Origin of the sequence: Rheinheimera pacifica (genome assembly GCF_024809855.1) — a bacterium.
Taxonomy (GTDB): domain Bacteria; phylum Pseudomonadota; class Gammaproteobacteria; order Enterobacterales; family Alteromonadaceae; genus Alishewanella; species Alishewanella pacifica_A.
In genome coordinates, this window is record NZ_JANUEM010000001.1 from 293,403 (window position 1) to 314,793 (window position 21,391).

Genomic DNA, 21,391 nt, shown 5'->3' on the forward strand with positions numbered 1-21,391 from the left:
GGCGAATAAAATGAAAACAGCAACAAAAATGAAGACGTTAGCAACAAGCATGATGTTATTTGGATTATCGGCCGGCAGTTTTAGTGCAAGTGCGGTAGAACTCAGCGGGGATATTACTTTTACCTCTGACTATGCCTTTCGCGGTGTGTCACAAACCGAAGAAGCCCCGGCTATACAAGGCGGCTTATCGCTGGCTTCTGAATCGGGCTTTTATGTCTCGGTTTGGGGCTCAAACGTTGATTTTCTGGCTGAAGGTACCCTTGAGCTCGACGTAATGCTGGGCTGGAGTGGCGCAATCAACGACGACTGGTCAACAGATGTGGGTATTATGCGCTACGGCTACCCAAATACCGCCATTCCCGGTTCAAACTTCTGGGAGGTTTATGGCTCTTTATCTTACAAAGATTTAACCTTTGGCCTGGCGTACAGTGATGATTACTACGCTAACAGCGGTAAATTCTATTATATATATGCTGACTACAGTTATGCCTTAACTGAAAATTTCAGTTTAGACTTGCATGTCGGCCAAAATGAATATGATGACAGCAGTGCCAGTTATCTGGACTGGAGTGTGGGTATCAGCACTGAAGTGTTAGGTGCCGGGCTGAGCCTGGCCTATGTTGACACGGATATTAATGGCTCATATCTGGCAGATCGCCGGGTAATATTTTCTATTTCAAAAAGCTTTTAACGCTGCTGTTAATCTACCGGTGTAATTACACCGGTAGTCACCTTGTTTAAATCATATTGTTCAGTTGCTAATAAATTGGCGAATAAACAATCAGCTTGAATCAAAAAGCCAGATGCTTTATTATCTGGCATGTTTACAAGAGCAAATGGAATTAACATGAAATTTACCCCCCCGTTAAAAGCGGTTGTAATTTCAGCTGGTATTATTGCCGGCGCTCTAAGCCTTGTCCTGCCAGGATGGGTTGCCAGTCATCACTGCCAACAACTGGCTCAGTCAGCAATGCCCTGTACTGAAGTTGATCAACAAAACTGGTTAAGCTGGTTTACCGGAAAAAGCCGCTCGACTCAGTTTCACTTTGTTGATTTACTTGAGCTTCTAAGCCGGTTTGCTCCGGTACAAAAGTCTTGATAAACCAAAAACCGTCTCTGCTGCAAGTAATTAAAGCTGTGTTAGGTGCTTTGATTGGTGTGCAATCAGAGCAGCAGCGGCAACAAGATTTCAGCGCAACCAGCCCGTTACCTTATATTGTCGTTGGCATTATTGTCACCCTGCTTTTTGTGATAACGCTGCTACTTGTAGTGTCCTGGGTACTTTCTTAGGCTGATATACCGCAAACAGTTCTGCAACCTTGCCGCGTGTTGCACCATTTTGGCTAATTGAACGTCCAACCTGCAAACTATGCAATTGCGCCTGATGATAAATCTTTCGCGTCAATGTCGTATCATGGTTACTAATTACCACAGTAACGCCACGCTGTTGTGCCTGTTCGGCTAAATTAGCCAGCTCAGCCTGATCATCTAAATTAAAACCTTCTGTGGCATAGCTGGTAAAACTGGCTGTTTTGCTCAGAGGCACATAAGGCGGATCGCAATACACCACAGCGCCACTTGGCGCCTGTAACATGAGTTGTTGATAGCTTGCACAGCTAAATTCTGCCCGTTGCGCTTTTTCAGCAAAAAAATACAGTTCAGCTTCAGGAAAATACGGCTTTTTATAACTACCAAAAGGCACATTAAACTTGCCAGACAAATTGTAGCGGCACAAGCCGTTGTAACCGTGCCGGTTCAGATACAAAAATAACTGCGCCCGCTCGTAGGCGTTGTCACTGAGGTTGAACTGTTGACGCAGCTGAAGATACGCATCACGCTGATTAGTCATTACCGTAAATAAGGTTTTTGCATCTGCAATAAAGCGTTCAGGCTGGGTCTTAACCAGTTGATATAAGTTAATTAAATCTGCGTTGATGTCATTTAGCTTGTAGTTTGAGTAATCTGTATTAAGAAATACAGAACCCGCTCCAACGAAAGGTTCTATCAGAGTGTCACAGTCTGGCAGATGCTGTTGTATTGCATCAACCAGATTGTATTTCCCACCCGCCCACTTAAGAAATGCCCGGCTTTTTTGCCTGCTTTTAACCATTGCTTGCTATTCCGGCACACTTTGCTGATTACGCTGCAAGGCATTAATTTCTGTTTGTACGGCCTGTAACCTTTTAACAAAAGGCCCGTCTGCCCGTAAAGCCTCTGGTAGCTGTGCCAGTTGTTGATTAGCCGAAGCGGCATTGCTAAAAGGTGCCAGCAATATTACCCATTGTGTTTTACCCTGCCAGTTACGCTGGTAAACCAGGCGATCCAGTTGCGGATAAGTCTTGTAAAAACGTTGCAATGATGCGTTATTGGATAATACCGCAAGTTGCAGTGCTACCTGTTGCCTGTTCATCGCCAGCAACTGTGCCTCATCATACTTAAAAGCGTGCGCCGCTATTGCGTCATCTGTTGCAACAGGCGCTGGTGCAACGGGTTCCGCTGTAACTTCAGTAGTAGTATCTTCAACTACCGAAGGCTCAGACACTGACGATGGAATAACTGGGATCAGCTCAGGCTCAGGCGTAAGATCAATAACGGCATCTTGCTCAGTAACAATTTCAGGCTCAGTGTTAACCTCAGGCTCAACAGTAACCGCCGGTACCTGCACAGGTATCCGTACTGGCGTATCCGCTGTTTTGCCGTCAGGCCAGAAAAAATGCAGCAACATAGCTACCATTACTGCCGCTATCACGATATATATGGCTTTAAACGGCGGCATTGCAGGTTTTGTATGTTCAGGCTCTGCTATAGATCTGGCAACTGCAGGGCGCAGTAATAAATGCAGGTTGCCATTAGCCTCTGTCAGGCGGCTGTTCATTTCCAACGGGTTAAGCTGCTCAGCCTGCAGCAAATATTCTGCATCGGCAGATGTGGGTGGGCTAATGGTAAGCGTTAAACTATTGTCCAGCAGAGGTTTAGTAGAAAAGCAGAATAGCAGACAGGGTAAATTCTGCAGCTGTGGCAAAACAGAGCTAAATTGTTCAGTATTATCCACAATAAGCAGCAACGGCGTTGCGCCACTCTGAGTAGCGACTTGTTCTGACAATGCGACATCCGCTTGTGCCGGCAATCCAAACCATTGCTGCATTAACTGGCTGGCAACCTGCGTTTCATCCGCCGGCGTATTAAGCAGGGCAACGTTATACTGTTCTGAAAATAGCTCAGCCAGTGTTAATGCCAACGTTGATTTACCGCTACCTACATCACCAACAGCTTCAATATGATCAATATTGTTAAATGCCAGCTGAAACAGCAATCTTTCTGTCCATTCCCGCTGTGACGGCAGCAAGTGGTCAAATAATGCCAATCTTGCCTGTAGTTCAGTTGTTTCCATCAGAAAATACCCTGAAAAGTTCCGTTTCGGTTACGTTATCTACCACTGCTGTGGCGCCAAACGCGGTTGGTAACACAAAACGCATACTGCCGTTTTTTACTTTTTTATCTGTTTTCATATAAGGCATAAAATCACGAATATGCATACCGGCAGGAGATTTAACCGGCAATGAAAATGCAGACAATAGTGCCTTAATACGCGCTAAATCTGCTGCGACTAAATCGCCGCGGCTTACAGCCAGCTCCGCTGCCATGACCATGCCGACAGCAACAGCCTCACCATGCAGCCATTCACCGTAGCCCAGATAGGCTTCTATCGCATGACCAAAAGTATGGCCTAAATTAAGCAGAGCTCTTTCTCCCTGCTCGGTTTCATCACGGCTGACAATATCAGCTTTCATCTGGCAACAATAGCGGATCATCTCAGCCAGAGTAGCGCCATGCTGTTGTTGAATCAGCTGTTGGTTCTGCTCCAGCCAGCTAAAAAAACCAGCATCAGCTATCAAAGCATACTTAATCACTTCTGCCATACCGGCGGCAAACTCACGTGCAGGCAACGTGGATAAAACTGATGTGTTAATAAGAACCTGCGCCGGTTGTTTGAAAGCGCCGATCATATTCTTGCCAAGCGGATGATTTACTGCCGTTTTTCCTCCTACGGAGGAATCTACCTGAGATAGCAAAGTAGTTGGGATCTGTAAAAATGGCACTCCGCGCTGATAACAAGCCGCGACAAAACCGGTAAGATCTCCTATTACACCACCGCCCAACGCAACCAGTAGTAGATCGCGTGACATACGCTGTTCCAGCAGAAACCCCATAACCTGCTCAAACGAACTTAAGGTTTTGTAAGCTTCACCATCAGGCAGTAAAAAATGCTGTGTTGTGCAACCGGTAAACAATTTTTGCACCGACTCTAAATAAAGTGGTGCCACAGAAGGGTTGGATAGAATGACAACCTGACCGCAGTTCGCCAGTTCGGCAGCCAACCCTTGGAAATTATCAGCGATAGAGATGGTGTAGCTGCGTTCGCCAAGTTGGACTTCAACTTTTTGCATCAGCAGCTCCCCGGTAGATATTGGCTAAAAACCCAGTTGTTCTATGATCTGGCTCGCTACTGCACGAGCACTTTGCTCGTCGGTACGTACAGTAAAGTCAGCAATTTCTGCATAAAGCGGATTACGTTCGGCTGCCAGACGTTCCAGAACTTCTTTTGGTGCCTCTTCAGTTTGCAGCAAAGGTCTGCGTTTGTCACGCTGAGTGCGGGCAACCTGCTTTTCAATTGGTGTCTCAAGATACACTACAATACCGCGTGCAGACAAACGGTTACGGGTTTCTTTGCTCAGTACTGAACCACCGCCAGTGGCAAGTACAATGCCCTGGAGCTCTGTCAGATCCTGAATGACAGTTTCTTCACGTACACGGAAACCTTCTTCACCTTCGAGATCGAATACCCAGGCAATATCTGCACCTGTGCGGCGCTCGATTTCCTGATCCGAATCGTAGAACTCAAGATGAAGCATGTCTGCTAAGTGACGGCCAATTGTGCTTTTGCCTGCACCCATTGGGCCAACAAGGAAGATATTACGTTTTTCTGCCATAGGTAGTATTACTAATCAGCTAACTCAGTGAAAAGTTGAATTCAAGGACCAAAAGGCTCCCACGAAAATTTGAAGCGCTGAATTATGTCAGGAATAGCCTTTTGTTGGCAAGCTAATTCTCAAACCTCAGGCACTACTGCCAGCGCAGCTACAGCAGTGCTTATGTTGTTAGTTCAAAGACCGTCGGTAATGATTTTCGGTGTCACAAAAATTAGTAACTCATTCTTTTCATTAACTTCACGCTTTGACCTGAACAAAACCCCCAGATAAGGAATATCGCCAAATAACGGTACCTTATTTACCGTCGACAGAATCTGCTGCTGGTAAATGCCACCCAAAACGATAGTTTCGCCATTGTCGACTAATACCTGGGTTTGTATTTGCTGTGTATCAATAGCTGTTGCCGGTCCGGTTGGGGTTTGCACCGTTTCACCACGGGTATTCTGGGTAATAATCAGATCGAGAATAATCTTATTGTCCGGGGTAATTTGTGGCGTTACCGTTAAACTTAATACCGCTTTCTTAAATTCTACTGTAGTAGCACCGCTGGATGCAGCCTGTACATAGGGTATCTCAACCCCCTGTTCAATGCGGGCTTGCTTCTGATTGGCTGTGGTAATACGCGGGCTGGCGATAATTTCACCTTTGTTTTCCTGTTCAAGTGCTGAAAGCTCAAGATCCAGTAAGGTGCCATCTGCCAGGCGGGCAATATGAAAAGCAATACTACCTGCGGGGTTGCTGGCAGGTAAGTTAACATTCCAACGATTATCGAGCGATGGGATCACACCGTTAGCAATACTGTTAGCACCACCTGCAGAGCCTGACGTTCCCTGGTTAGTACTGCCACTGCTTTGCTGATCGCTAAAACCCCAGCGGATACCTAACTCATCGGTCACGCTATCACGTACGGTAACCATGCGCGATTCAATCAGTACCTGACGTACAGGAATATCCAGCCGCTCTATTAACTTACGTACACTTTCAATATTGCGGGCAGTATCTTTAATTAATATGGTATTGGTACGCTCGTCAACATTTACAGAGCCGCGCGATGACAGCATTGTTGCATCTTTGTTTGACAATAAACCGGCTAAATCCGCCGCTTTAGCATAGTTAATTGACAAAAAATCGGAGTATAGCGGCTCAAGATCAGCCACAGTTTGTTTGGCTTCAAGCTCCCGCGCTTCACGTGCTGCCAGCTCATCGGTTGGCGCAACCATCAGGATATTACCTTCCATCCGCTTATCCAGACCTTTAACCCTAAGCACGATATCCAGCGCCTGATCCCAGGGCGTACCATCCAAACGCAAGGTAATATTGCCGGTAACGGAGTCGCTGGTTACCAGGTTAAAGCCGTTATAATCAGCAATAATTTGCAGCACGGTACGTACCGGAATATCCTGAAAATTCAATGATATTGCGCGGCCTTTGTACTCTTTACCGCCACCGAGTATGCTGCGGTTAGTGGTATCACGCTCAACATTCAGCGTAAAAATGTTATCGATTTGCTGATAGGTAAAGGTAAATTCCGCAGTGGTATCTATTACCAAACGCGTAGAAGCACTCTCTTTAAAGGTTTCAATACCTTTTACAATAGTGCCAAAATCAACTACGTCCAGTTGGTATAATAATTCGTCAAGAATATCAGTGTTATGAAACTCAACTTCCAGCTTACCTAAGCGCTCGGCAACATCCACTGCGGCAGTGTTGTCGCGTAAAAATACCAGCACCCGGCCTTCACCTTTATCACCACGGCGAAAATCTATTGCGTTTACCCGGTTAATATAAGTAGGAGTGGCATCAGCAACTGAGCCAAGATTGCCAGAAGTAGGGTTATCGGAAATATGAATATGAAAAACATTACCCCTGACCCGGGTACGATAAATTTTCAGATAATCCAGATAGATAACTGTTTTCACCCCTTCGCCGACAAATTCAGAAGTAACACGCTTTACCCCGGCTTTATTTATCAGTACTTCGTTTAATTTTTCTTCGTAATCAGAGTTATCAAAAAATAATTCAATACGGGCAGGTTCATTAAATACCTGAATACCTGGATCAGCGTGCAACTCTTCGTCAAAAATGAATTCAATTTCTGTTTCACCGGTTAGCAACGGGTTGTATCTGACATCATATAACAGGGGTACAGCTGCTGCGGGCAATGACAGTAACATTAAGGCTGCAAAACACACCGCCGTGTGCCGGAGTCTGCCAGACATTATTTTGATTATTTTATCCATGATTTACTCGCATACCTGTCAATTACTCGTCACTGATGACGTATCAATCATCTGTAACATGGTCGTCCGTTCTTTCCAGCAACCTGCGCCATCGGGGATCAGTTCCAGCAACTCTATATGAGTTGGTTCAACATTAATGACCCGGCCATGAAACAAGCCCACGTGATTGCTCAGGGTTACCCGGTGTAATGTTTTGTCAGAAGCCTCTATCAGCGCCCAGATATTACCGGTATCGCCCAGAGTGCCACGCATCTTCAGGTTATCCAGCGCGTATTTCTCTAATGGCTCTTTTCTGCGCCTTGGATCAGGATGTAAACAGTCCTGCACCTGCAGAAATTTATCCTGCACAGCCTCCGGCCTTGGTGCAGCAAAGGGGCTGCGTAAGTTTTGAGAACGATAAGGAATATGAACGAATTCCTTAACTTCCGGTAATGGTTCAACACGAGCTCTGGTACTGGCTTTTACCTCAGCAATGTACTGCTGCACGCCGCTCAAATCGTTAAAACAACCGCTTAGTAGCAAGCTCAGCGTAACAACAGACAATGGCCTGATCATGGCTGAACCTCTTTATACCGATAGGTTTTAGCCACTACGTTAAAGCGCAGTCGTTCATTTGGTTCTGTCTGAATAGAGAAGTCATGCAGGCTTACAATACGTGGCAGCTTAGCAACCTCACTGACGAAATTACCAAACTGGTGGTAGTCACCAACCACTTCTATTTTTATTGGTAATTCAGTATAAAATTCTTTTTCTATTTCTGGTTCCCAGTTGATGCGAATAAAGGTTAAACCGCTGGTGGTGCCAACATAGGTAATATCATCCAGCAGGCCTGGCGTTTCATGCGTTGTTGGTAACTGTTTTAATAGAAATGAGAATGTCTGTTCCATTTCAACCATTTGCTGCTTGTACAGATCCAGATTTACCGCAGATGCATACTTGTTGCGGTACATCTGGCGTAACTCAACCTCTTTTTTTTGCGCAAAAGCTAACTCATCAATCTTGCTGTCAACCAACAGGAAATAACTGAGTGCCAAGACTATAAATGCAAGCACTGCAGCAAAAATGATCTTTACCGCAACAGGCCATGACCCCATGTTCTGAAAATCTAAATCATTGATATCTATCTCAGATAAATTCAGATTCATTTAGCACCACCTTTTGCCGGAGTTACAGCAGTGTTAGCCCCCTGCACCGCTTCATAACCTTCAACTTTGAGATGCATCTTAAAATTACTTAACAGGCTGGTATTGTCTTTACCGGCTTCAATAAATTCCAGCAAGGGGCTGGAAAGTAATTCCGATTCTTCTGCTTCGCGTAACAAATTAGACAAACGGTTATTAGATTCGCTTTTACCGATCAACAGCAAAGCGGTACCCTTTTTATCCAGTTGAGTCAGGTAAACTCCGGCAGGTACAGACTTGGCGATAGCATCCATAATTTGCGTCCCAAGATTACGGCTGCCTTGCAACTGTTCAATCAGCGACATACGTTGCTGTAAGTTTTTCTTAGTATCATTTAGCGTACGGATCTCTGCTATACGTTGATCCAGCACTTTGATTTCATTTTCCAGATAACGATTACGCTGCGTTTGTCCGTCAATACGGGCGCTGTAGGTTATGTTTACCAGAAACATCAGCAAAAAACTCATCACCGCTGTTGCTGTAAGTACAGTAAGATATTGCTTTTGTTGCTCTTTGCGCGCAGCCTCCCGCCACGGCAGTAGGTTTATATATGCCATGAGGAAAAACTCCTTAACGCCAGGCCGCTGGCAACCATCAGCTGGGATGAATGACGATTAAGCTGTTCACGATCTACAGAAGTTGCCACTTCCATCGCTTTAAAAGGATTAGCAACCACAGTATGAATACCGAGTTCATCAATCAGCAGTTTATCAATGCCTTCGATAAGCGCTGTGCCACCAGATAACACCAGATAATCCACACCGTCTTTACCACTGCTGGTCAGGTACATCTGAATACCCCGGCGCACCTGCTGTAGCAGCATAGTCTGAAAAGGTGCCAACACTTCAAAGGTGTAGTTCGGCGGTAAATCACTGTTTACTTTTGCCTGTTCAGCTTCGTCATAACTTTTATTGTAGTAAGATAAAATACTGCGGGTGTATTGCTCGCCACCGAATATCTGGTCACGGGTATAAAGGGTTTTACCATTCTCCATGATGCTTAGTAATGTCATGGTGGCGCCGATATCCACCATAGCGACTACCTTTTTATGCGCATCATCGGGTAACTGCTTCAAACATAATTGTGCGGCGCGGCTTAAGGCGTAACTTTCAATATCTACTACCTTGGCAGTAAATCCGCTATTGTCTAAAGCGGCAACGCGGGCTTCTATGCTTTCAGTGCGGGCAGCACTTAACAGTACATTAACTTTAGAAGGATCGGCCTCGTTAACATCCAGCTTTTCAAAATCCAGACTGACTTCATTTAACGGATAAGGAATTAAGGTATCAGCTTCTACTTCAATCTGGCTTTCCAGTTCAGCATCCGTTAAGGACACATCCATGAAAATGATTTTGCTGATCACGGTAGATCCGGAAACGGCGGCAGCAGCATATTTTACGGAGCGGGGGATCTTTTTGCGGATCTTGCTAAGCACATTGCCTACGGCTTCTATGTCCTGGATCTCCCGGTCAGACATAGCACCTTTTGCCATTGGTTCAACTGCAACAGCTTCTACTTTGTAAACGCCATTATGCTGGCTAAGTAACACCGCCTTGACGGAGTGCGCGCCAACGTCAATCCCAACCATCATGGGGCTTTGTTTACTAAACAGGCGATTTATCATAGCACCCTGCGACCAATTTATAGTTATGATTATAATTGTCTCAATTGATAGCTTAGTCGCTAATTTTTCGCAAGAAAAAGCGTTTAATCTAATGCTAATAAATATATACTAGCAGCGTTGTAAAGGAATTGGGAGTAAAAATTGGGGCTATTCAGTGTCTTGGGTTAAAAAGTTTTTAATTCTTAGCCTGCTGATGATCGTTTTTGGCATCATTTCGATCGCTGGGATCTACTTTTATCTTAAAGATGATCTTCCGGACGTCACCACCTTGCAGGATGTAAGACTACAAACGCCAATGCAGGTATTTACTGCAGATGGCGAACTTATCTCACAATTTGGTGAAAAACGCCGTATTCCCCTTAAACTGGAAGACATGCCGCCTTTGTTGGTAGAAGCATTCCTGGCTGTTGAGGATACAAGGTTTTATGAACACCCCGGTATAGATATCATTGGTATCTTTCGTGCTATTTCAGTAGTTGCCTCCTCCGGCGATTTCAGCCAGGGCGCCAGTACCATCACGCAACAGTTGGCGCGAAACTTCTTTTTAAGCCGCGAAAAGAAAATAGTCAGAAAAATTAAAGAGATTTTTCTTGCTATTCATATTGAGCAATTGCTTACTAAAGATCAGATCCTTGAACTTTATCTGAACAAAATAGAGCTGGGCCAGCGATCTTTCGGGGTCGGTGCTGCAGCTCAGGTATATTTTGGTAAAACGGTACACGAATTAACCCTCGACGAAATTGCCATTATCGCCGGTTTACCTAAAGCGCCATCTGCACTTAACCCAGTACGCTCAGCGTCTAATGCCAGAGCCCGGCGTAATGTTGTGCTTGGCCGTATGCTGGAAACCCGGGTAATTGACAAGGCCGCCTACGATATTGCTATTGCCGCCCCGGTTACCAGCCGGCTGCACGGTGCCCAGATCACTGCCTCAGCACCTTATATCGCTGAAATGGTACGCCAGGACATGGTTAATCGCTTCGGCGAAGAAACCGCCTACTCTGCCGGTTTACAGGTATTTACCACTATTCAAAGCGTTCAGCAGGCAGAAGCCAAACAAGCCTTACAGCAAAACCTGTATGACTATGACGAACGTCATGGCTACAGAGGGCCGGTAGCAGAGGTATGGCAATCAACTCTGGTTGAAACTGACAATGCAGCGCACAAATTTGAACAGGAAAATCCGCTTAGCGCAGAAGAGATTCTGGCCTATCTTGATAAACAAAGCAGTATTGAGGATTTACGTCCGGCCATTATCACTGCGGTGCATGAACAAAGTGCTGACGCCGTTATTGCCGGTGGCCAGCAAGTAACCTTACCTTGGGACGGCCTGAAGTGGGCCCGCACTTTTCAGACTGACGAACGCCAGGGGGCAGCCCCTAAAACAGCTTTTGCTATTGTTAAGCCCGGACAACATGTGCTGTTACGTCAGCAGAATGACCAATGGCGCCTGAGTCAGGTACCCCAGGCTAGCAGCGCCATAGTTGCACTTGACCCGCACGATGGTGCAATCCGCTCGCTGGTCGGTGGTTATAGCTTTAGTCAGAGCCAGTTTAATCGTGTTACTCAGGCCAAACGGCAAGTGGGTTCAAACATCAAACCCTTTATCTATTCTGCGGCTTTGGAACACGGACACACACTGGCCACTATTATGAATGATGCACCTATTCATCAATGGGACAGTAATGCCGGTATTGCCTGGCGGCCGAAAAACTCTCCGGCAGTTTACGATGGTCCAATCCGTATCCGTGAAGCACTGGCTAAATCGAAAAATGTGGTGTCTGTCCGTCTGCTAAGAGCGGTAGGCATAGACAATACCATTGCTCATCTGCAGCGGTTTGGTTTTACCGCCAGTGATTTACCACGCAATGAAACCCTGTCATTAGGCTCTGCTTCCTTAACACCGCTGGAACTGGTAACAGGCTATGCCGTATTTGCTAATGGTGGTTATCTGGTTACCCCTTATATTATTGAAAAAATACTGAGCGAAGATGGTGAGTTGTTGTATCAGCACAAACAGGTAACCGCCTGCAGCGGCTGTGAAGCTGCACCTGCTACAACCCGGCAAACCGCAGAACAACCTGCTGATGCCGAAGCACAAATGGATCAGTTATTTAATACGTTGTCGCTTGATACAGCATTAAACCAGCAAGCCAGCGTAGAACAGCCAGCAAAACAGGCAGAACAGGTTATTTCCGAGCAAAACAGCTTTCTTATTGCTGATGCGCTGAAAAGCAGCGTTTGGGGTGGTGGTAGCTGGCAACGTGGTACCGGTTGGAATGGTACAGCCTGGCGGGTGCAGCAACTGAAACGTCGCGATATTTCTGCCAAAACAGGTACCACCAACGACTCGAAAGACACCTGGTTCTCCGGCTTTACGCCTGATCTTGTCGTAACAGTATGGGTGGGTTTTGACGATGCAAACCGTAGCCTGGGCCGCGCTTTATGGCATGCGAATATGGGCCAGCAACAAAGCGCCGGTACAGAATCTGGTGCCCGCACCGCTTTACCTGCCTGGCTTGCCTATATGAAAACAGCTTTACCACAATACCCCGAGCAGCCTGTGAATGTGCCTGTAGGCTTGTCCTCCGTGCGGATTGATTTGCAAACCGGCCTGCTGACTAACCGTACCGATCACACCAGTGCGTTCGAGTACTTTAAGCCCGGTACTGAACCTAAGCAGTACGCTACTGCCAATATTCAGCAAATCAGCTTTGATAAGGCGCAGGATAAAAAGCAGGATGAAGAAGTAGAGTTATTCTAGTTTTTTGTGTCAGCTACAGATAACAGAAAGCCCGCGTTGCGGGCTTTCTGTTATCTGGCGTTAGTAAATCATCATCAGGCTGATTCAAACCACTGCTTAGCTTGCGCCAAAGCTGCCAGTACCTGCTGCGGTGCTGTGCCGCCCAGAGCAGCACGTTTTTGCAAACCAGCTTCCAGTTGCAGCGCCGGATAAACATCTTCGCAGATTAATGCGCTGAATTGTTTAAACTCACCTAGCGGTAAAGCTTCCAGCGCCAGTTGTTGCTTGGCAGCATGTACAACCAGCTCTCCTACTACCTCATGCGCATCCCGAAACGGCATACCTTTGCTGACTAAGTAATCAGCTAAATCGGTGGCGTTGCTGTAGCCCAGTTCTGCCGCCTGACGGCACTGCGACTCGTTGACACTTAAATGTGGCAATACAGTGGCCAGTACCAGTAAAGATTGTTGCCAGGTGGTCATCAGGTCAAAAAAGCCCTGTTTGTCTTCCTGCATATCTTTGTTGTAGGCCAGCGGTAAGCCTTTAAGCACATGTAAAATGGCGACCAGGTGGCCCAATACACGACCGGTTTTACCGCGCAGCAGCTCAAACACGTCGGGGTTTTTCTTCTGTGGCATTAACGATGAGCCTGAGCTTATCGCATCACCCAGTTTAAAAAAGCCCGCTTCGCCGGAGCAGAAGAAAATTACGTCTTCAGATAAACGCGATAAGTGCGTCATGCAAATGCTGGCGGCAGCGGATAACTCCACCACGTAATCACGATCTGATACCGCATCTAAGCTATTTAATGCAGCACTGGCAAAGCCCAGCCGCTGTGCAAGTAGTTCGCGGTCAACTGCCACACCAGTACCGGCTAAGGCGCCACAACCAAGCGGACACACATCCATCCGGGTTAAAGCATCATCTAAACGGCTGACATCGCGTTTAAACATCTCAACATAGGCCAATGCCCAGTGTGCTACTAAAACCGGCTGTGCCCTCTGCAAATGGGTAAAACCCGGCATTACCGCAGTACCAGCCCGTTCGGCAAAGGTCAGTAAAGCGGCGATGGATCCCAGTAAAGACTGACGCACACCTTGCGCATTCAGTTTGCTCCACAAGCGCAGATCCGTAGCTACCAAATCATTACGGCTACGGCCGGTGTGCAGTTTTTTCGCTACTGCCCCCAGTTTAGCCGTTAGCTGTGCCTCAACCCAGCTGTGAATGTCTTCTTCGCTGGTTTGTAGCGGCAGTTTAGCGTCTGCATCGATCGCTACTGCCAGATCTGCCAGAGCGGCGTCGAGCTGTGCCGCTTCATCGCTACTGATAATACCAGCGTGTGCCAGTTGCTGTGCCCAGGCCCGTGAGGCCTGAATGTCCTGCTGCGCCAGCAGATAATCAAAGCTTAGCGAGTCGTTAAAATCGCGAAACTCAGCAAGGGTTGCTTCCTGAAAGCGTCCGCCCCACATTGCCATAATAATTAACCTTTTTGTTGCTGATGTAATGCCCGGATCCGGCTTGCCAGGCTGTACAAGCGGATAAAACCGGCCGCATCTTTCTGGTTGTACACTTCATCGCCTTCAAAGGTAGCAAAAGCTTCTGAGTACAGCGAGTTGGGTGAACGACGCTTAGCTACGGTAACATTACCTTTGTATAGCTTAATCACCACATCACCGGTTAATTGCTCAGCCAGCGAAGTTGCCGCTGCCAGCAGTGCATCTTTTAATGGCGTAAACCAGCGGCCATCGTATACCAGTTGGGCAAATTCCTGGCCTACTTCTTCACGGTATTTAAGTGATGAGCGGTCATATACCAGCGCTTCCAAGCCCTTTAATGCCGCCATTAAAATGGTACCGCCAGGTGTTTCATAACAACCGCGCGATTTCATGCCAACCAAGCGATTCTCAACGATATCAATGCGGCCAACCCCATGCTCTGAACCAATTTCATTCAGTAATTCAATCGCCGCTACCGGTGCAATATCATGGCCGTTAATCTTAGTCAGTTCGCCGTTGGCAAAACTCAGTTCAACATAGGCAGCATGATCCGGGGCCTGCTCGGGTGACTTGGTCCACATCCACACCTGCTCTGATGGTTCACACCAGGGGTTTTCTAATTCGCCGCCTTCATGCGAGATATGCCAAAGGTTGGCGTCGCGGCTGTATATTTTGGTGGCAGATGCTGTGGTTGGTACCTTTTTCTCTGCCAGATAGTTCAGCAGTGACTGACGTGAATTAAACTGCCACTCACGCCACGGAGCAATCACTTTCAGTTGTGGTGCCAGTGCGGCAAAAGCGCCTTCAAAGCGTACCTGATCGTTACCTTTACCGGTACAGCCATGACACAAAGCATCAGCACCCAGCTCCAGTGCCAGTTTTACCTGAGCACGGGCAATCACCGGCCGCGCCATCGAAGTGCCCAGCAGATACTGACCTTCGTACACGGCGCCGGTTTTCAACGTCGGGTAAATCACTTCTTTTACAAACTCTTCGCGCAAGTCAACGATATGGCAGCTGCTGGCACCGGAGTTAATAGCTTTTTGCTCAACACCGGCCAGCTCTTCATCACCCTGACCAACGTTGGCAACAAAGGCGATAACTTCGCAGTTATAGTTGTCTTTTAACCACGGCACGATGGCCGACGTGTCCAGACCGCCGGAATAGGCTAAAACGACTTTTTTGATACTCATAGTGTCCTCACGCAAATAAACTGATTAATACGGCATTCTGGGCGTGCATGCGATTTTCCGCCTGCAATAAAACAAGTGACGCTTCGCTGTCGAGTACCTCGCTGGTAACCTCGTGTTCACGATGCGCCGGTAAACAGTGCATAAAATATTTTACCGCCAGGCGTTGCATCACGGCGGTGTTGATCTGGTATGGCTTAAACACACGTTCGATCTGCTCAGGGTCAGCTTTATCACCCATCGACAACCAGGTGTCAGTATAGATAGCGTCTGCACCGGCTGCGGCAGATAAATGCGGGCTTAGCTCCAGCACAGCGCCAGTGTCGGCGGCTATTTTTTGTACCCGCAATAATACCTGGGCATCAGGCGAGAAACCTTGTGGTGTCACTACCGTCATTTTCATGCCGGATAAGGCCGCGCCAATCATCAGTGAATGGCACACATTATTGCCATCGCCAACATAGGCCAGATGTACTTTGGTCAGATCGCCAAAGCGCTCTTTTAACGCCAGTAAATCGGCCAGCGCCTGGCAAGGATGGTATAAATCACTCAGCGCATTTATCACCGGCTTGTGGCTGGCCTGTGCCAATTGCTCTAATGTCTGCTGTGAGAATACCCTGGCGACTATCGCATCGGTCCAGCATGCCAGGTTACGGCCAAAATCGGCTACCGTTTCGCGTTTACCCATAGCACCATTTTGCTGATCAAGATACACACTGTGGCCGCCGAGCTTATATATACCCACATCGAAACTGACACGGGTACGCAGTGATGGTTTTTCAAAAATCAGTGCGATGCTTTTACCCGCCAGGGCCTGGGTGTATTTCTCCGGTTGCTGCTTTACCTTCAGTGCTAAATTCAGCAAATCGTTTAACATGGCCGGGCTTAATTCAGCCAGACTCAATAGTTGTTTCAGTTTACTCATTTTCAGCTGACCTGCCGCCAGTGCGGCATCCTTGTTTAAGGGACTAACAGACGATGCGCGTGCCTACTGCTTGCTGTCGCATCAGATTTAACAGATCTTGCGGGTGTTGCCAGCCCGCGACAGTGATACTTCGTCGCAGTGCCTGGGCGGTGTCTAAAGCGGCATCCAGTTTTACTTTCATGCCGCCTTTAATAATACCCTGGGTTACTAATTCTGTAGCCTGGCTACTATTAAGCTCATTTATCAGCTTACCTTCGCCATCTAAAATACCGGGAACATCAGTTAACAGTACCAACTGGCCTTGTACCAGCTGGCAAATAGCCGCAGCAGCCAAATCGGCATTTACATTTAATAATTGCGCCTGCTCGCCATGACCAACCGAACTGAATACCGGCGTAAAACCAGCAGACAGTAAATTTTGTAATAAGCTGGCGTCTTGTGGTTTAGCCACACCGACAGCACCCAGTTTAGTATTTAATTCAAAGCGGCAACTATTACCGGCAGACAAGGTTAACCCGACAGGGTTTAAACCCTGCAACGAAGCGCGCGCTACCATATGTGCATTAACGGCCCCCGCTAAAGCACCGGCAATTACCGGCATTTGTTCAGCCGGAGAAATACGCTGACCATCAAGCTTTTCGGTATGGAAACCGAATTTGGCCAGCCACTGATCAACCTGATCACCACCGCCATGCACCAGCACCAATGGGTACTGCTGTTTTAATTCTGAACACACTGCCAGCAAAGCATCCAGGGCTTTATCATCTTGCAATAAGCGGCCGCCCATTTTTAATACCAGAGGCGTATTACTCATGGCTCACTCCGGTAAATAAGCCAGCCGTTTCCGGCTTACCAAAACGCACATTAGCCGCCTGCATAGCCTGAGCCGCCGCACCTTTTAGCAGGTTATCGATAGCCGATACCACCACCAACTGCTCGCCATCCTGCTGCCAGTGAATATCACAGTACGGTGTACCGGCAACATCAGCAACATTCGGGGAATGCGTCACTAAACGAACCAGAGGTTTACCTGCATAGGCGCTGCTAAATGCACTGTTTACCTGCCCGGCAGTCACGCCGGCTTTTAATGTCACTACGCTGGTCGCTAAAATACCGCGTTTAAAATTGCCCAGATGCGGCGTAAATACGACTTTGCGGCCCAAGTTTTGTTCAATTTCCGGCCGGTGGCGGTGTTTAAAGAAACCATAGGCATTTAGGCCTACTTCACAAAACGACGTGTTAAGTGCCGCTTTACGGCCAGCGCCGGATACACCGCTGGTAGCATTAATTACCGGAATGCAGTTATCCGCGACCAAGCCGGCTTTAAGCAGTGGCAACAGCGCTAAAGTACAGGCTGTCGGGTAGCAGCCTGGTACCGAAATTAACCGCGGTAATGGCGTGCTTTGCCATTCCATTAATGAATACACTGCTTCTTCCAGCAATTCAGGATGCTGGTGCTGATAACCATAATACTGCGGATACAACTGCGGCTGCTTTAAACGGAATGCACCGGATAAATCTACTACATCAATGCCTTGTGCTAGTAATAGCGGTGTTACGGCTTCGCTGGCTTCATGCGGCAAAGCTAAAAAAGCCACATCAATTTTGCCGTTTAAACTAGCAGCCAGATCATCCGTCCACGGCTGTACCAGTATGTCCAGTTGCTGTTTGTAACGCGGATATAAAGCAGAAAATGGCTCGGCACTGCGACCGGCAGAAGCATAAGCACCACACAGTTCAAAATAGGGATTGCGCGCTAAAATCACTGCCAGCTCAGCACCGCTGTAACCGGCAGCACCTAATACTATGCTACGTACTAAAGAAGAAGATTTGTTAGTTGATAACATCGGATACGGCTCTCGAACAATAAATAACGTATAGGTATAGCACGAAACAGCCGCTAGTGTAGAACGACCGCCATGCAGTTTCAAGAATTATTATTCTGTTTTTATGAATTTTTATACAATCAATATTAATAACAACCATGCTTAGACAGCGATATCGACCCGGTTACGGCCGTTTTGTTTCGCCTTATACAGCGCGCTGTCAGAACGAGACAACAACTTATCATAGTGTGCTTCTCCGGCAAACTCAGCAATGCCCATACTTACCGTAATACGCAGTTTTGCGGCAAAAACAGCACAGTCAATCTGCATAATGGCCTGACGCATGCGTTCACAAATATCCTGCGCGACTTTTACAGTGGTGTTTGGCAGCAATATGGCAAATTCTTCCCCACCCCAGCGTGCTACGGTATCGTCTGCACGGCAGTGATTACTAATTTCTGCAGCTACCAGCTTAAGAATTTCGTCACCAATGCTATGGCTGTAACTGTCATTTACCTGTTTAAAATGATCGATATCCAGCAGCACCAGACAAAGTGGTAAATTATTGCGCCGTGAACGTGCACATTCACGCGCCAGCGCTTCATCAAAGGCACGGCGGTTTGCCAGCCCGGTTAACGCATCACTGCGAGCCTGTTGCTCAAACTCTTCGGCCTGACGTTTTAATTGCACCAACAATGCAGAACGCTCTTGATCTACCGCTTGCAAATGATCTGCCTGCTGTTGTAATTCAACGGTTTTTTCCGCTACCTGCCAACGTAATAATTGCTCACGCCGGCGCAAAGCGTTAAGACGCCAGCGCAGCATTATCAGGCCAAACAGCGTGATCAAACCCACTATTGCCAGCCAGAAGCCTAACCTTTGCCAGATATAAGGAAAAATAGTAAAGCTCAAGCTGGCTTCGGCTTCGCTCCAGCCCCCTTGCGGATAAGCTGCACTGACTAAAAAGCGGTACTCACCAGGTGGCAGGTTGGTATATTCGGCTATATTTTGTGAGCCACGCTCCACCCAGTCAGAATCAAACCCCTGCAACTTAGTACGATATTGAATACGCTGCGGCATAACAAAGCCTAAACCGGCAAAGGCAAATTCCAGCCGGTTAACCCCGGCAGCTAACTGAATTGACGAGGTTAACTGCCTTTCAATACCATTAACTTTCAGGCTTTCGATCACTATCGGTGGAATATTTGCCGCAAAGCGTTTTAATACCAGAGGTTGTACCATACTGGCTCCTTTGGAGGTAGCAAACCACACTGCACCATCCTGAGCCAGTGTGGCCGCAGGCATAGAACCGCCATTAGCCTGTGCACTTTGCATACCGTCACCTTCGCCAAATAGCTCATAGTCAAGATGATCATGCTTACCACTTAGCACGGCGGCAATATGTTCGCGCTCCAGCCGCAGTATGCCCCTGTTGCTGCTAATCCACAGGTGCTGCTGTCTATCGATTACCACCTGAAATAGCTTATCAAAAGGCAAACCAACATTGCGGCCAAGCATTTTCAGCTCACCGCTGTTCAAAGCGTAATGAACCAGGCCACGGTCGGTTGTCATCCATATGGCATCCGCGTCAATATCGAATGCAAAACCAAACGCATATTCAGCACCGTCCAGATTACTGAAATCAACCGGTGTTATACTGCCATCCGGTTGCATAATGGCCACACCGGCCCCGGTACCGATAAACAACCGGCCGTCACTATGCTGGTACAAAGCCATAATAAATGGAGCTGGCAACCCCTCTGTGGTGGTAAAGTTTTTTATGCCGTCAGCACCTACATAATTAAGTCCCTGCGCAGTTCCTACCCAAAGCCCGCCGTCTTTTGCCGGTAACAGTGCACGGACCTCGTTGGCCAATAAACCATTTTGCCGGTCAAACCGGCGGGTAATCTTGCCATCCTGCCATAGCAGCACACCGTCGGTGTAGGTGCCAATCCACACCGAGCCATCGGTAGCCTCTGCCAGGCTTAATACCGACTGGCCACGGCTGGCCGCAGATAAATCCAGTGTTTGCAGTTGCTGCCCCGCTAAACGGTTTACACCCTGGCTGCTGCCAATCCAGACTGAACCATCGCTGTGTGCCATTACGCTGCGGACATAATCTCCGGCCAGGCCAAGTTCGGCGGTGTAAGTAACAAAAGGGGCATCGCGTAAACGGAATAAACCGCCGTTAGTGCCAACCCAAATGCTTTGCTCGCGATCAAAATACAGTGACAAAATACGGTTATTTGGCAAGCCACCGGCTATTGTTAACTGCTCTAATCCCAACTCGCTGTATCGCAATAACCCCCGATCAGTAGTCCCTATCCAGAGTTGATTGTCATTTATCAGTAATGAAGATACTGGCAAATCTGCTAATTTTGCGTCAAGCAAAACAGCCTCACCGTTAAACCAGCTAAACAATCCCTGTTCAGTACCTGCCAGAATGTTCTCTTTGTATATAGCCAGCACAAATACCGGTGCGGCGGGCATCTCTTTAATAACGGTAATGTCAGGCTGTGTTGCTGCGGTATCCAACCATGAAAGTCCCCGGCCAGAACCAATCCATAACAGGCCGTTGCTATCAACCAATAGGCTGTGAATCACATCACTGGGTAAGCCATCAGCCTGAGTGTAACGTGTGCGGCTGCCATCTGCCGCCTGGCGGAATAACCCCTGCCCTTCACTGGCCAGCCAAAAAGCCCCGTGCTGATCCTGAACAACCGCATTCAGTAATACATTAAATGGCGCCCAACTACGCCAGCTGTTTGGCGAGCGCAGGCTAAAACCTCCACGCGATCCGGCAATCAGCAAATTACCAGCGTGATCTTTATTTAATACCCGAACACCGGAGTCAGGTAACCCTGTAAGCTCCCCCCGGCCAAAAATACTGAACTCCCGGCCATTAAAGCGGGCAATACCTTCCCAGGTGGCTACCCACAGGTAGCCATCTTCACTTTGACTGATACTGTTTATGGTGTTGTGCGGCAGGCCGTCGCGGGTGGTCCAGCTTTCCTGGAAATAATTACTTAACGGGGCCAGGCTGGCACTGGCACAAAGGCTCAGGCTGATGCACAGCAGTACCAGCCAGCTTTGGTACAATAATGAGTGCCTGGCAGCAAAGCGCCAGCTGAGAACTTCAGACATTACTACTCATCCCTGTTCATTAAGTAATTGC

20 protein-coding genes are annotated in these 21,391 nt (G+C 47.6%); 4 read left to right on the forward strand and 16 right to left on the reverse strand.

The genetic code is table 11. The features are described from left to right. Nucleotides 1-28 precede the first annotated feature (28 nt). Nucleotides 29-691, forward strand: a complete 663-nt coding sequence (locus tag M2404_RS01360; protein WP_259238219.1) for a TorF family putative porin — start codon at nucleotides 29-31, stop codon at nucleotides 689-691. An 8-nt stretch (nucleotides 692-699) separates the two neighbouring features. On the opposite strand, the gene M2404_RS01365 is transcribed toward M2404_RS01360, so the two are convergent. After that, on the reverse strand, nucleotides 700-849 hold the full coding sequence (locus M2404_RS01365; protein ID WP_259237767.1) for a hypothetical protein: 150 nt from the start codon (nucleotides 847-849) through the stop codon (nucleotides 700-702). Between M2404_RS01365 and M2404_RS01370 the strand changes: the two genes are divergently transcribed. Both M2404_RS01370 and M2404_RS20320 read left to right on the forward strand, forming a co-directional pair. After that, nucleotides 848-1,099 (forward strand): hypothetical protein, encoded by a 252-nt coding sequence (locus M2404_RS01370; protein ID WP_259237768.1) that lies wholly within the window; start codon nucleotides 848-850, stop codon nucleotides 1,097-1,099. The two genes, M2404_RS01365 and M2404_RS01370, sit on opposite strands and share 2 nt — an antisense overlap. Nucleotides 1,100-1,158: 59 nt before the next feature. Beyond that, nucleotides 1,159-1,290, forward strand: a complete 132-nt coding sequence (locus tag M2404_RS20320) for a DUF2970 domain-containing protein (protein WP_405047769.1) — start codon at nucleotides 1,159-1,161, stop codon at nucleotides 1,288-1,290. On the opposite strand, the gene M2404_RS01375 is transcribed toward M2404_RS20320, so the two are convergent. The 9 genes from M2404_RS01375 to M2404_RS01415 all read right to left on the reverse strand — a co-directional run bounded on the left by M2404_RS01375 (nucleotide 1,235) and on the right by M2404_RS01415 (nucleotide 10,036). Beyond that, entirely contained in the window at nucleotides 1,235-2,110 is an 876-nt protein-coding gene (locus M2404_RS01375; protein ID WP_259237771.1) for a Dam family site-specific DNA-(adenine-N6)-methyltransferase, read from the reverse strand. The two genes, M2404_RS20320 and M2404_RS01375, sit on opposite strands and share 56 nt — an antisense overlap. A gap of 6 nt (nucleotides 2,111-2,116) precedes the next feature. Continuing rightward, nucleotides 2,117-3,391 carry an SPOR domain-containing protein gene (locus M2404_RS01380; protein WP_259237772.1) on the reverse strand — a complete coding sequence of 425 codons (1,275 nt, stop codon included), beginning with the start codon at nucleotides 3,389-3,391 and terminating at the stop codon, nucleotides 2,117-2,119. Further along, nucleotides 3,378-4,448, reverse strand: a complete 1,071-nt coding sequence (aroB, locus tag M2404_RS01385; protein ID WP_259237773.1) for a 3-dehydroquinate synthase — start codon at nucleotides 4,446-4,448, stop codon at nucleotides 3,378-3,380. Before aroB ends, M2404_RS01380 begins: the two co-directional genes overlap by 14 nt. A 24-nt stretch (nucleotides 4,449-4,472) precedes the next feature. Next, nucleotides 4,473-4,991 (reverse strand): shikimate kinase AroK, encoded by a 519-nt coding sequence (aroK, locus tag M2404_RS01390; protein WP_068232868.1) that lies wholly within the window; start codon nucleotides 4,989-4,991, stop codon nucleotides 4,473-4,475. A 173-nt stretch (nucleotides 4,992-5,164) separates the two neighbouring features. Then, a complete protein-coding gene (locus M2404_RS01395) occupies nucleotides 5,165-7,165 on the reverse strand; it encodes a type IV pilus secretin PilQ (RefSeq protein WP_259237776.1) in 2,001 nt (666 codons plus the stop codon). Nucleotides 7,166-7,249: 84 nt separating this feature from the next. Continuing rightward, the gene (locus tag M2404_RS01400) at nucleotides 7,250-7,786 is read right to left on the reverse strand and encodes a pilus assembly protein PilP (protein ID WP_259237777.1); all 537 of its coding nucleotides are present in this window, start codon (nucleotides 7,784-7,786) and stop codon (nucleotides 7,250-7,252) included. Continuing rightward, nucleotides 7,783-8,376 carry a type IV pilus inner membrane component PilO gene (locus M2404_RS01405; RefSeq protein WP_259237778.1) on the reverse strand — a complete coding sequence of 198 codons (594 nt, stop codon included), beginning with the start codon at nucleotides 8,374-8,376 and terminating at the stop codon, nucleotides 7,783-7,785. The genes M2404_RS01400 and M2404_RS01405 overlap by 4 nt, the downstream gene beginning before the upstream one ends. Then, nucleotides 8,373-8,969, reverse strand: coding sequence for a PilN domain-containing protein (locus M2404_RS01410; protein WP_259237779.1), 597 nt, complete (start codon nucleotides 8,967-8,969; stop codon nucleotides 8,373-8,375). The genes M2404_RS01405 and M2404_RS01410 overlap by 4 nt, the downstream gene beginning before the upstream one ends. Then, nucleotides 8,957-10,036 carry a pilus assembly protein PilM gene (locus tag M2404_RS01415; protein WP_259237781.1) on the reverse strand — a complete coding sequence of 360 codons (1,080 nt, stop codon included), beginning with the start codon at nucleotides 10,034-10,036 and terminating at the stop codon, nucleotides 8,957-8,959. Before M2404_RS01415 ends, M2404_RS01410 begins: the two co-directional genes overlap by 13 nt. Before the next feature lie 154 nt (nucleotides 10,037-10,190). Here M2404_RS01415 and M2404_RS01420 point away from each other — a divergent pair, with 154 nt between their 5' ends. Then, a complete protein-coding gene (locus M2404_RS01420; protein ID WP_259237782.1) occupies nucleotides 10,191-12,800 on the forward strand; it encodes a penicillin-binding protein 1A in 2,610 nt (869 codons plus the stop codon). A 74-nt stretch (nucleotides 12,801-12,874) separates the two neighbouring features. Here the strand turns inward: M2404_RS01420 and argH are convergent, their stop codons facing one another. From argH to M2404_RS01450, 6 genes are all read right to left on the reverse strand, one after another. Next, nucleotides 12,875-14,254: an argininosuccinate lyase gene (argH, locus tag M2404_RS01425; RefSeq protein WP_259237784.1), complete on the reverse strand. Its 1,380-nt coding sequence runs from the start codon at nucleotides 14,252-14,254 to the stop codon at nucleotides 12,875-12,877. Nucleotides 14,255-14,259: 5 nt separating this feature from the next. Next, nucleotides 14,260-15,468, reverse strand: coding sequence for an argininosuccinate synthase (locus M2404_RS01430; RefSeq protein WP_259237786.1), 1,209 nt, complete (start codon nucleotides 15,466-15,468; stop codon nucleotides 14,260-14,262). A 7-nt stretch (nucleotides 15,469-15,475) separates the two neighbouring features. Continuing rightward, nucleotides 15,476-16,390: an ornithine carbamoyltransferase gene (locus tag M2404_RS01435; RefSeq protein WP_259237788.1), complete on the reverse strand. Its 915-nt coding sequence runs from the start codon at nucleotides 16,388-16,390 to the stop codon at nucleotides 15,476-15,478. Between the two features lie 43 nt (nucleotides 16,391-16,433). Then, nucleotides 16,434-17,204, reverse strand: a complete 771-nt coding sequence (argB, locus tag M2404_RS01440) for an acetylglutamate kinase (protein WP_259237790.1) — start codon at nucleotides 17,202-17,204, stop codon at nucleotides 16,434-16,436. Next, nucleotides 17,197-18,237: an N-acetyl-gamma-glutamyl-phosphate reductase gene (gene argC, locus M2404_RS01445; protein ID WP_259237792.1), complete on the reverse strand. Its 1,041-nt coding sequence runs from the start codon at nucleotides 18,235-18,237 to the stop codon at nucleotides 17,197-17,199. The genes argB and argC overlap by 8 nt, the downstream gene beginning before the upstream one ends. Before the next feature lie 141 nt (nucleotides 18,238-18,378). Beyond that, nucleotides 18,379-21,360 carry a diguanylate cyclase gene (locus M2404_RS01450; RefSeq protein ID WP_259237794.1) on the reverse strand — a complete coding sequence of 994 codons (2,982 nt, stop codon included), beginning with the start codon at nucleotides 21,358-21,360 and terminating at the stop codon, nucleotides 18,379-18,381. Nucleotides 21,361-21,391 lie beyond the last annotated feature (31 nt).

Coding starts and splice junctions, on each gene's coding strand:
- argC (WP_259237792.1), bottom strand. CDS start 18,237: ATGTTATCAACTAACAAATCTTCTTCTTTAGTACGTAGCATAGTATTA.
- aroK (WP_068232868.1), bottom strand. CDS start 4,991: ATGGCAGAAAAACGTAATATCTTCCTTGTTGGCCCAATGGGTGCAGGC.
- M2404_RS01360 (WP_259238219.1), top strand. CDS start 29: ATGAAGACGTTAGCAACAAGCATGATGTTATTTGGATTATCGGCCGGC.
- M2404_RS01380 (WP_259237772.1), bottom strand. CDS start 3,391: ATGGAAACAACTGAACTACAGGCAAGATTGGCATTATTTGACCACTTG.
- M2404_RS01365 (WP_259237767.1), bottom strand. CDS start 849: ATGTTAATTCCATTTGCTCTTGTAAACATGCCAGATAATAAAGCATCT.
- M2404_RS01410 (WP_259237779.1), bottom strand. CDS start 8,969: ATGGCATATATAAACCTACTGCCGTGGCGGGAGGCTGCGCGCAAAGAG.
- M2404_RS01450 (WP_259237794.1), bottom strand. CDS start 21,360: ATGTCTGAAGTTCTCAGCTGGCGCTTTGCTGCCAGGCACTCATTATTG.
- M2404_RS01415 (WP_259237781.1), bottom strand. CDS start 10,036: ATGATAAATCGCCTGTTTAGTAAACAAAGCCCCATGATGGTTGGGATT.
- M2404_RS01370 (WP_259237768.1), top strand. CDS start 848: ATGAAATTTACCCCCCCGTTAAAAGCGGTTGTAATTTCAGCTGGTATT.
- M2404_RS01435 (WP_259237788.1), bottom strand. CDS start 16,390: ATGAGTAAACTGAAACAACTATTGAGTCTGGCTGAATTAAGCCCGGCC.
- M2404_RS01430 (WP_259237786.1), bottom strand. CDS start 15,468: ATGAGTATCAAAAAAGTCGTTTTAGCCTATTCCGGCGGTCTGGACACG.
- M2404_RS01375 (WP_259237771.1), bottom strand. CDS start 2,110: ATGGTTAAAAGCAGGCAAAAAAGCCGGGCATTTCTTAAGTGGGCGGGT.
- M2404_RS01395 (WP_259237776.1), bottom strand. CDS start 7,165: ATGTTACTGTCATTGCCCGCAGCAGCTGTACCCCTGTTATATGATGTC.
- aroB (WP_259237773.1), bottom strand. CDS start 4,448: ATGCAAAAAGTTGAAGTCCAACTTGGCGAACGCAGCTACACCATCTCT.
- M2404_RS01400 (WP_259237777.1), bottom strand. CDS start 7,786: ATGATCAGGCCATTGTCTGTTGTTACGCTGAGCTTGCTACTAAGCGGT.
- argH (WP_259237784.1), bottom strand. CDS start 14,254: ATGGCAATGTGGGGCGGACGCTTTCAGGAAGCAACCCTTGCTGAGTTT.
- argB (WP_259237790.1), bottom strand. CDS start 17,204: ATGAGTAATACGCCTCTGGTATTAAAAATGGGCGGCCGCTTATTGCAA.
- M2404_RS01405 (WP_259237778.1), bottom strand. CDS start 8,376: ATGAATCTGAATTTATCTGAGATAGATATCAATGATTTAGATTTTCAG.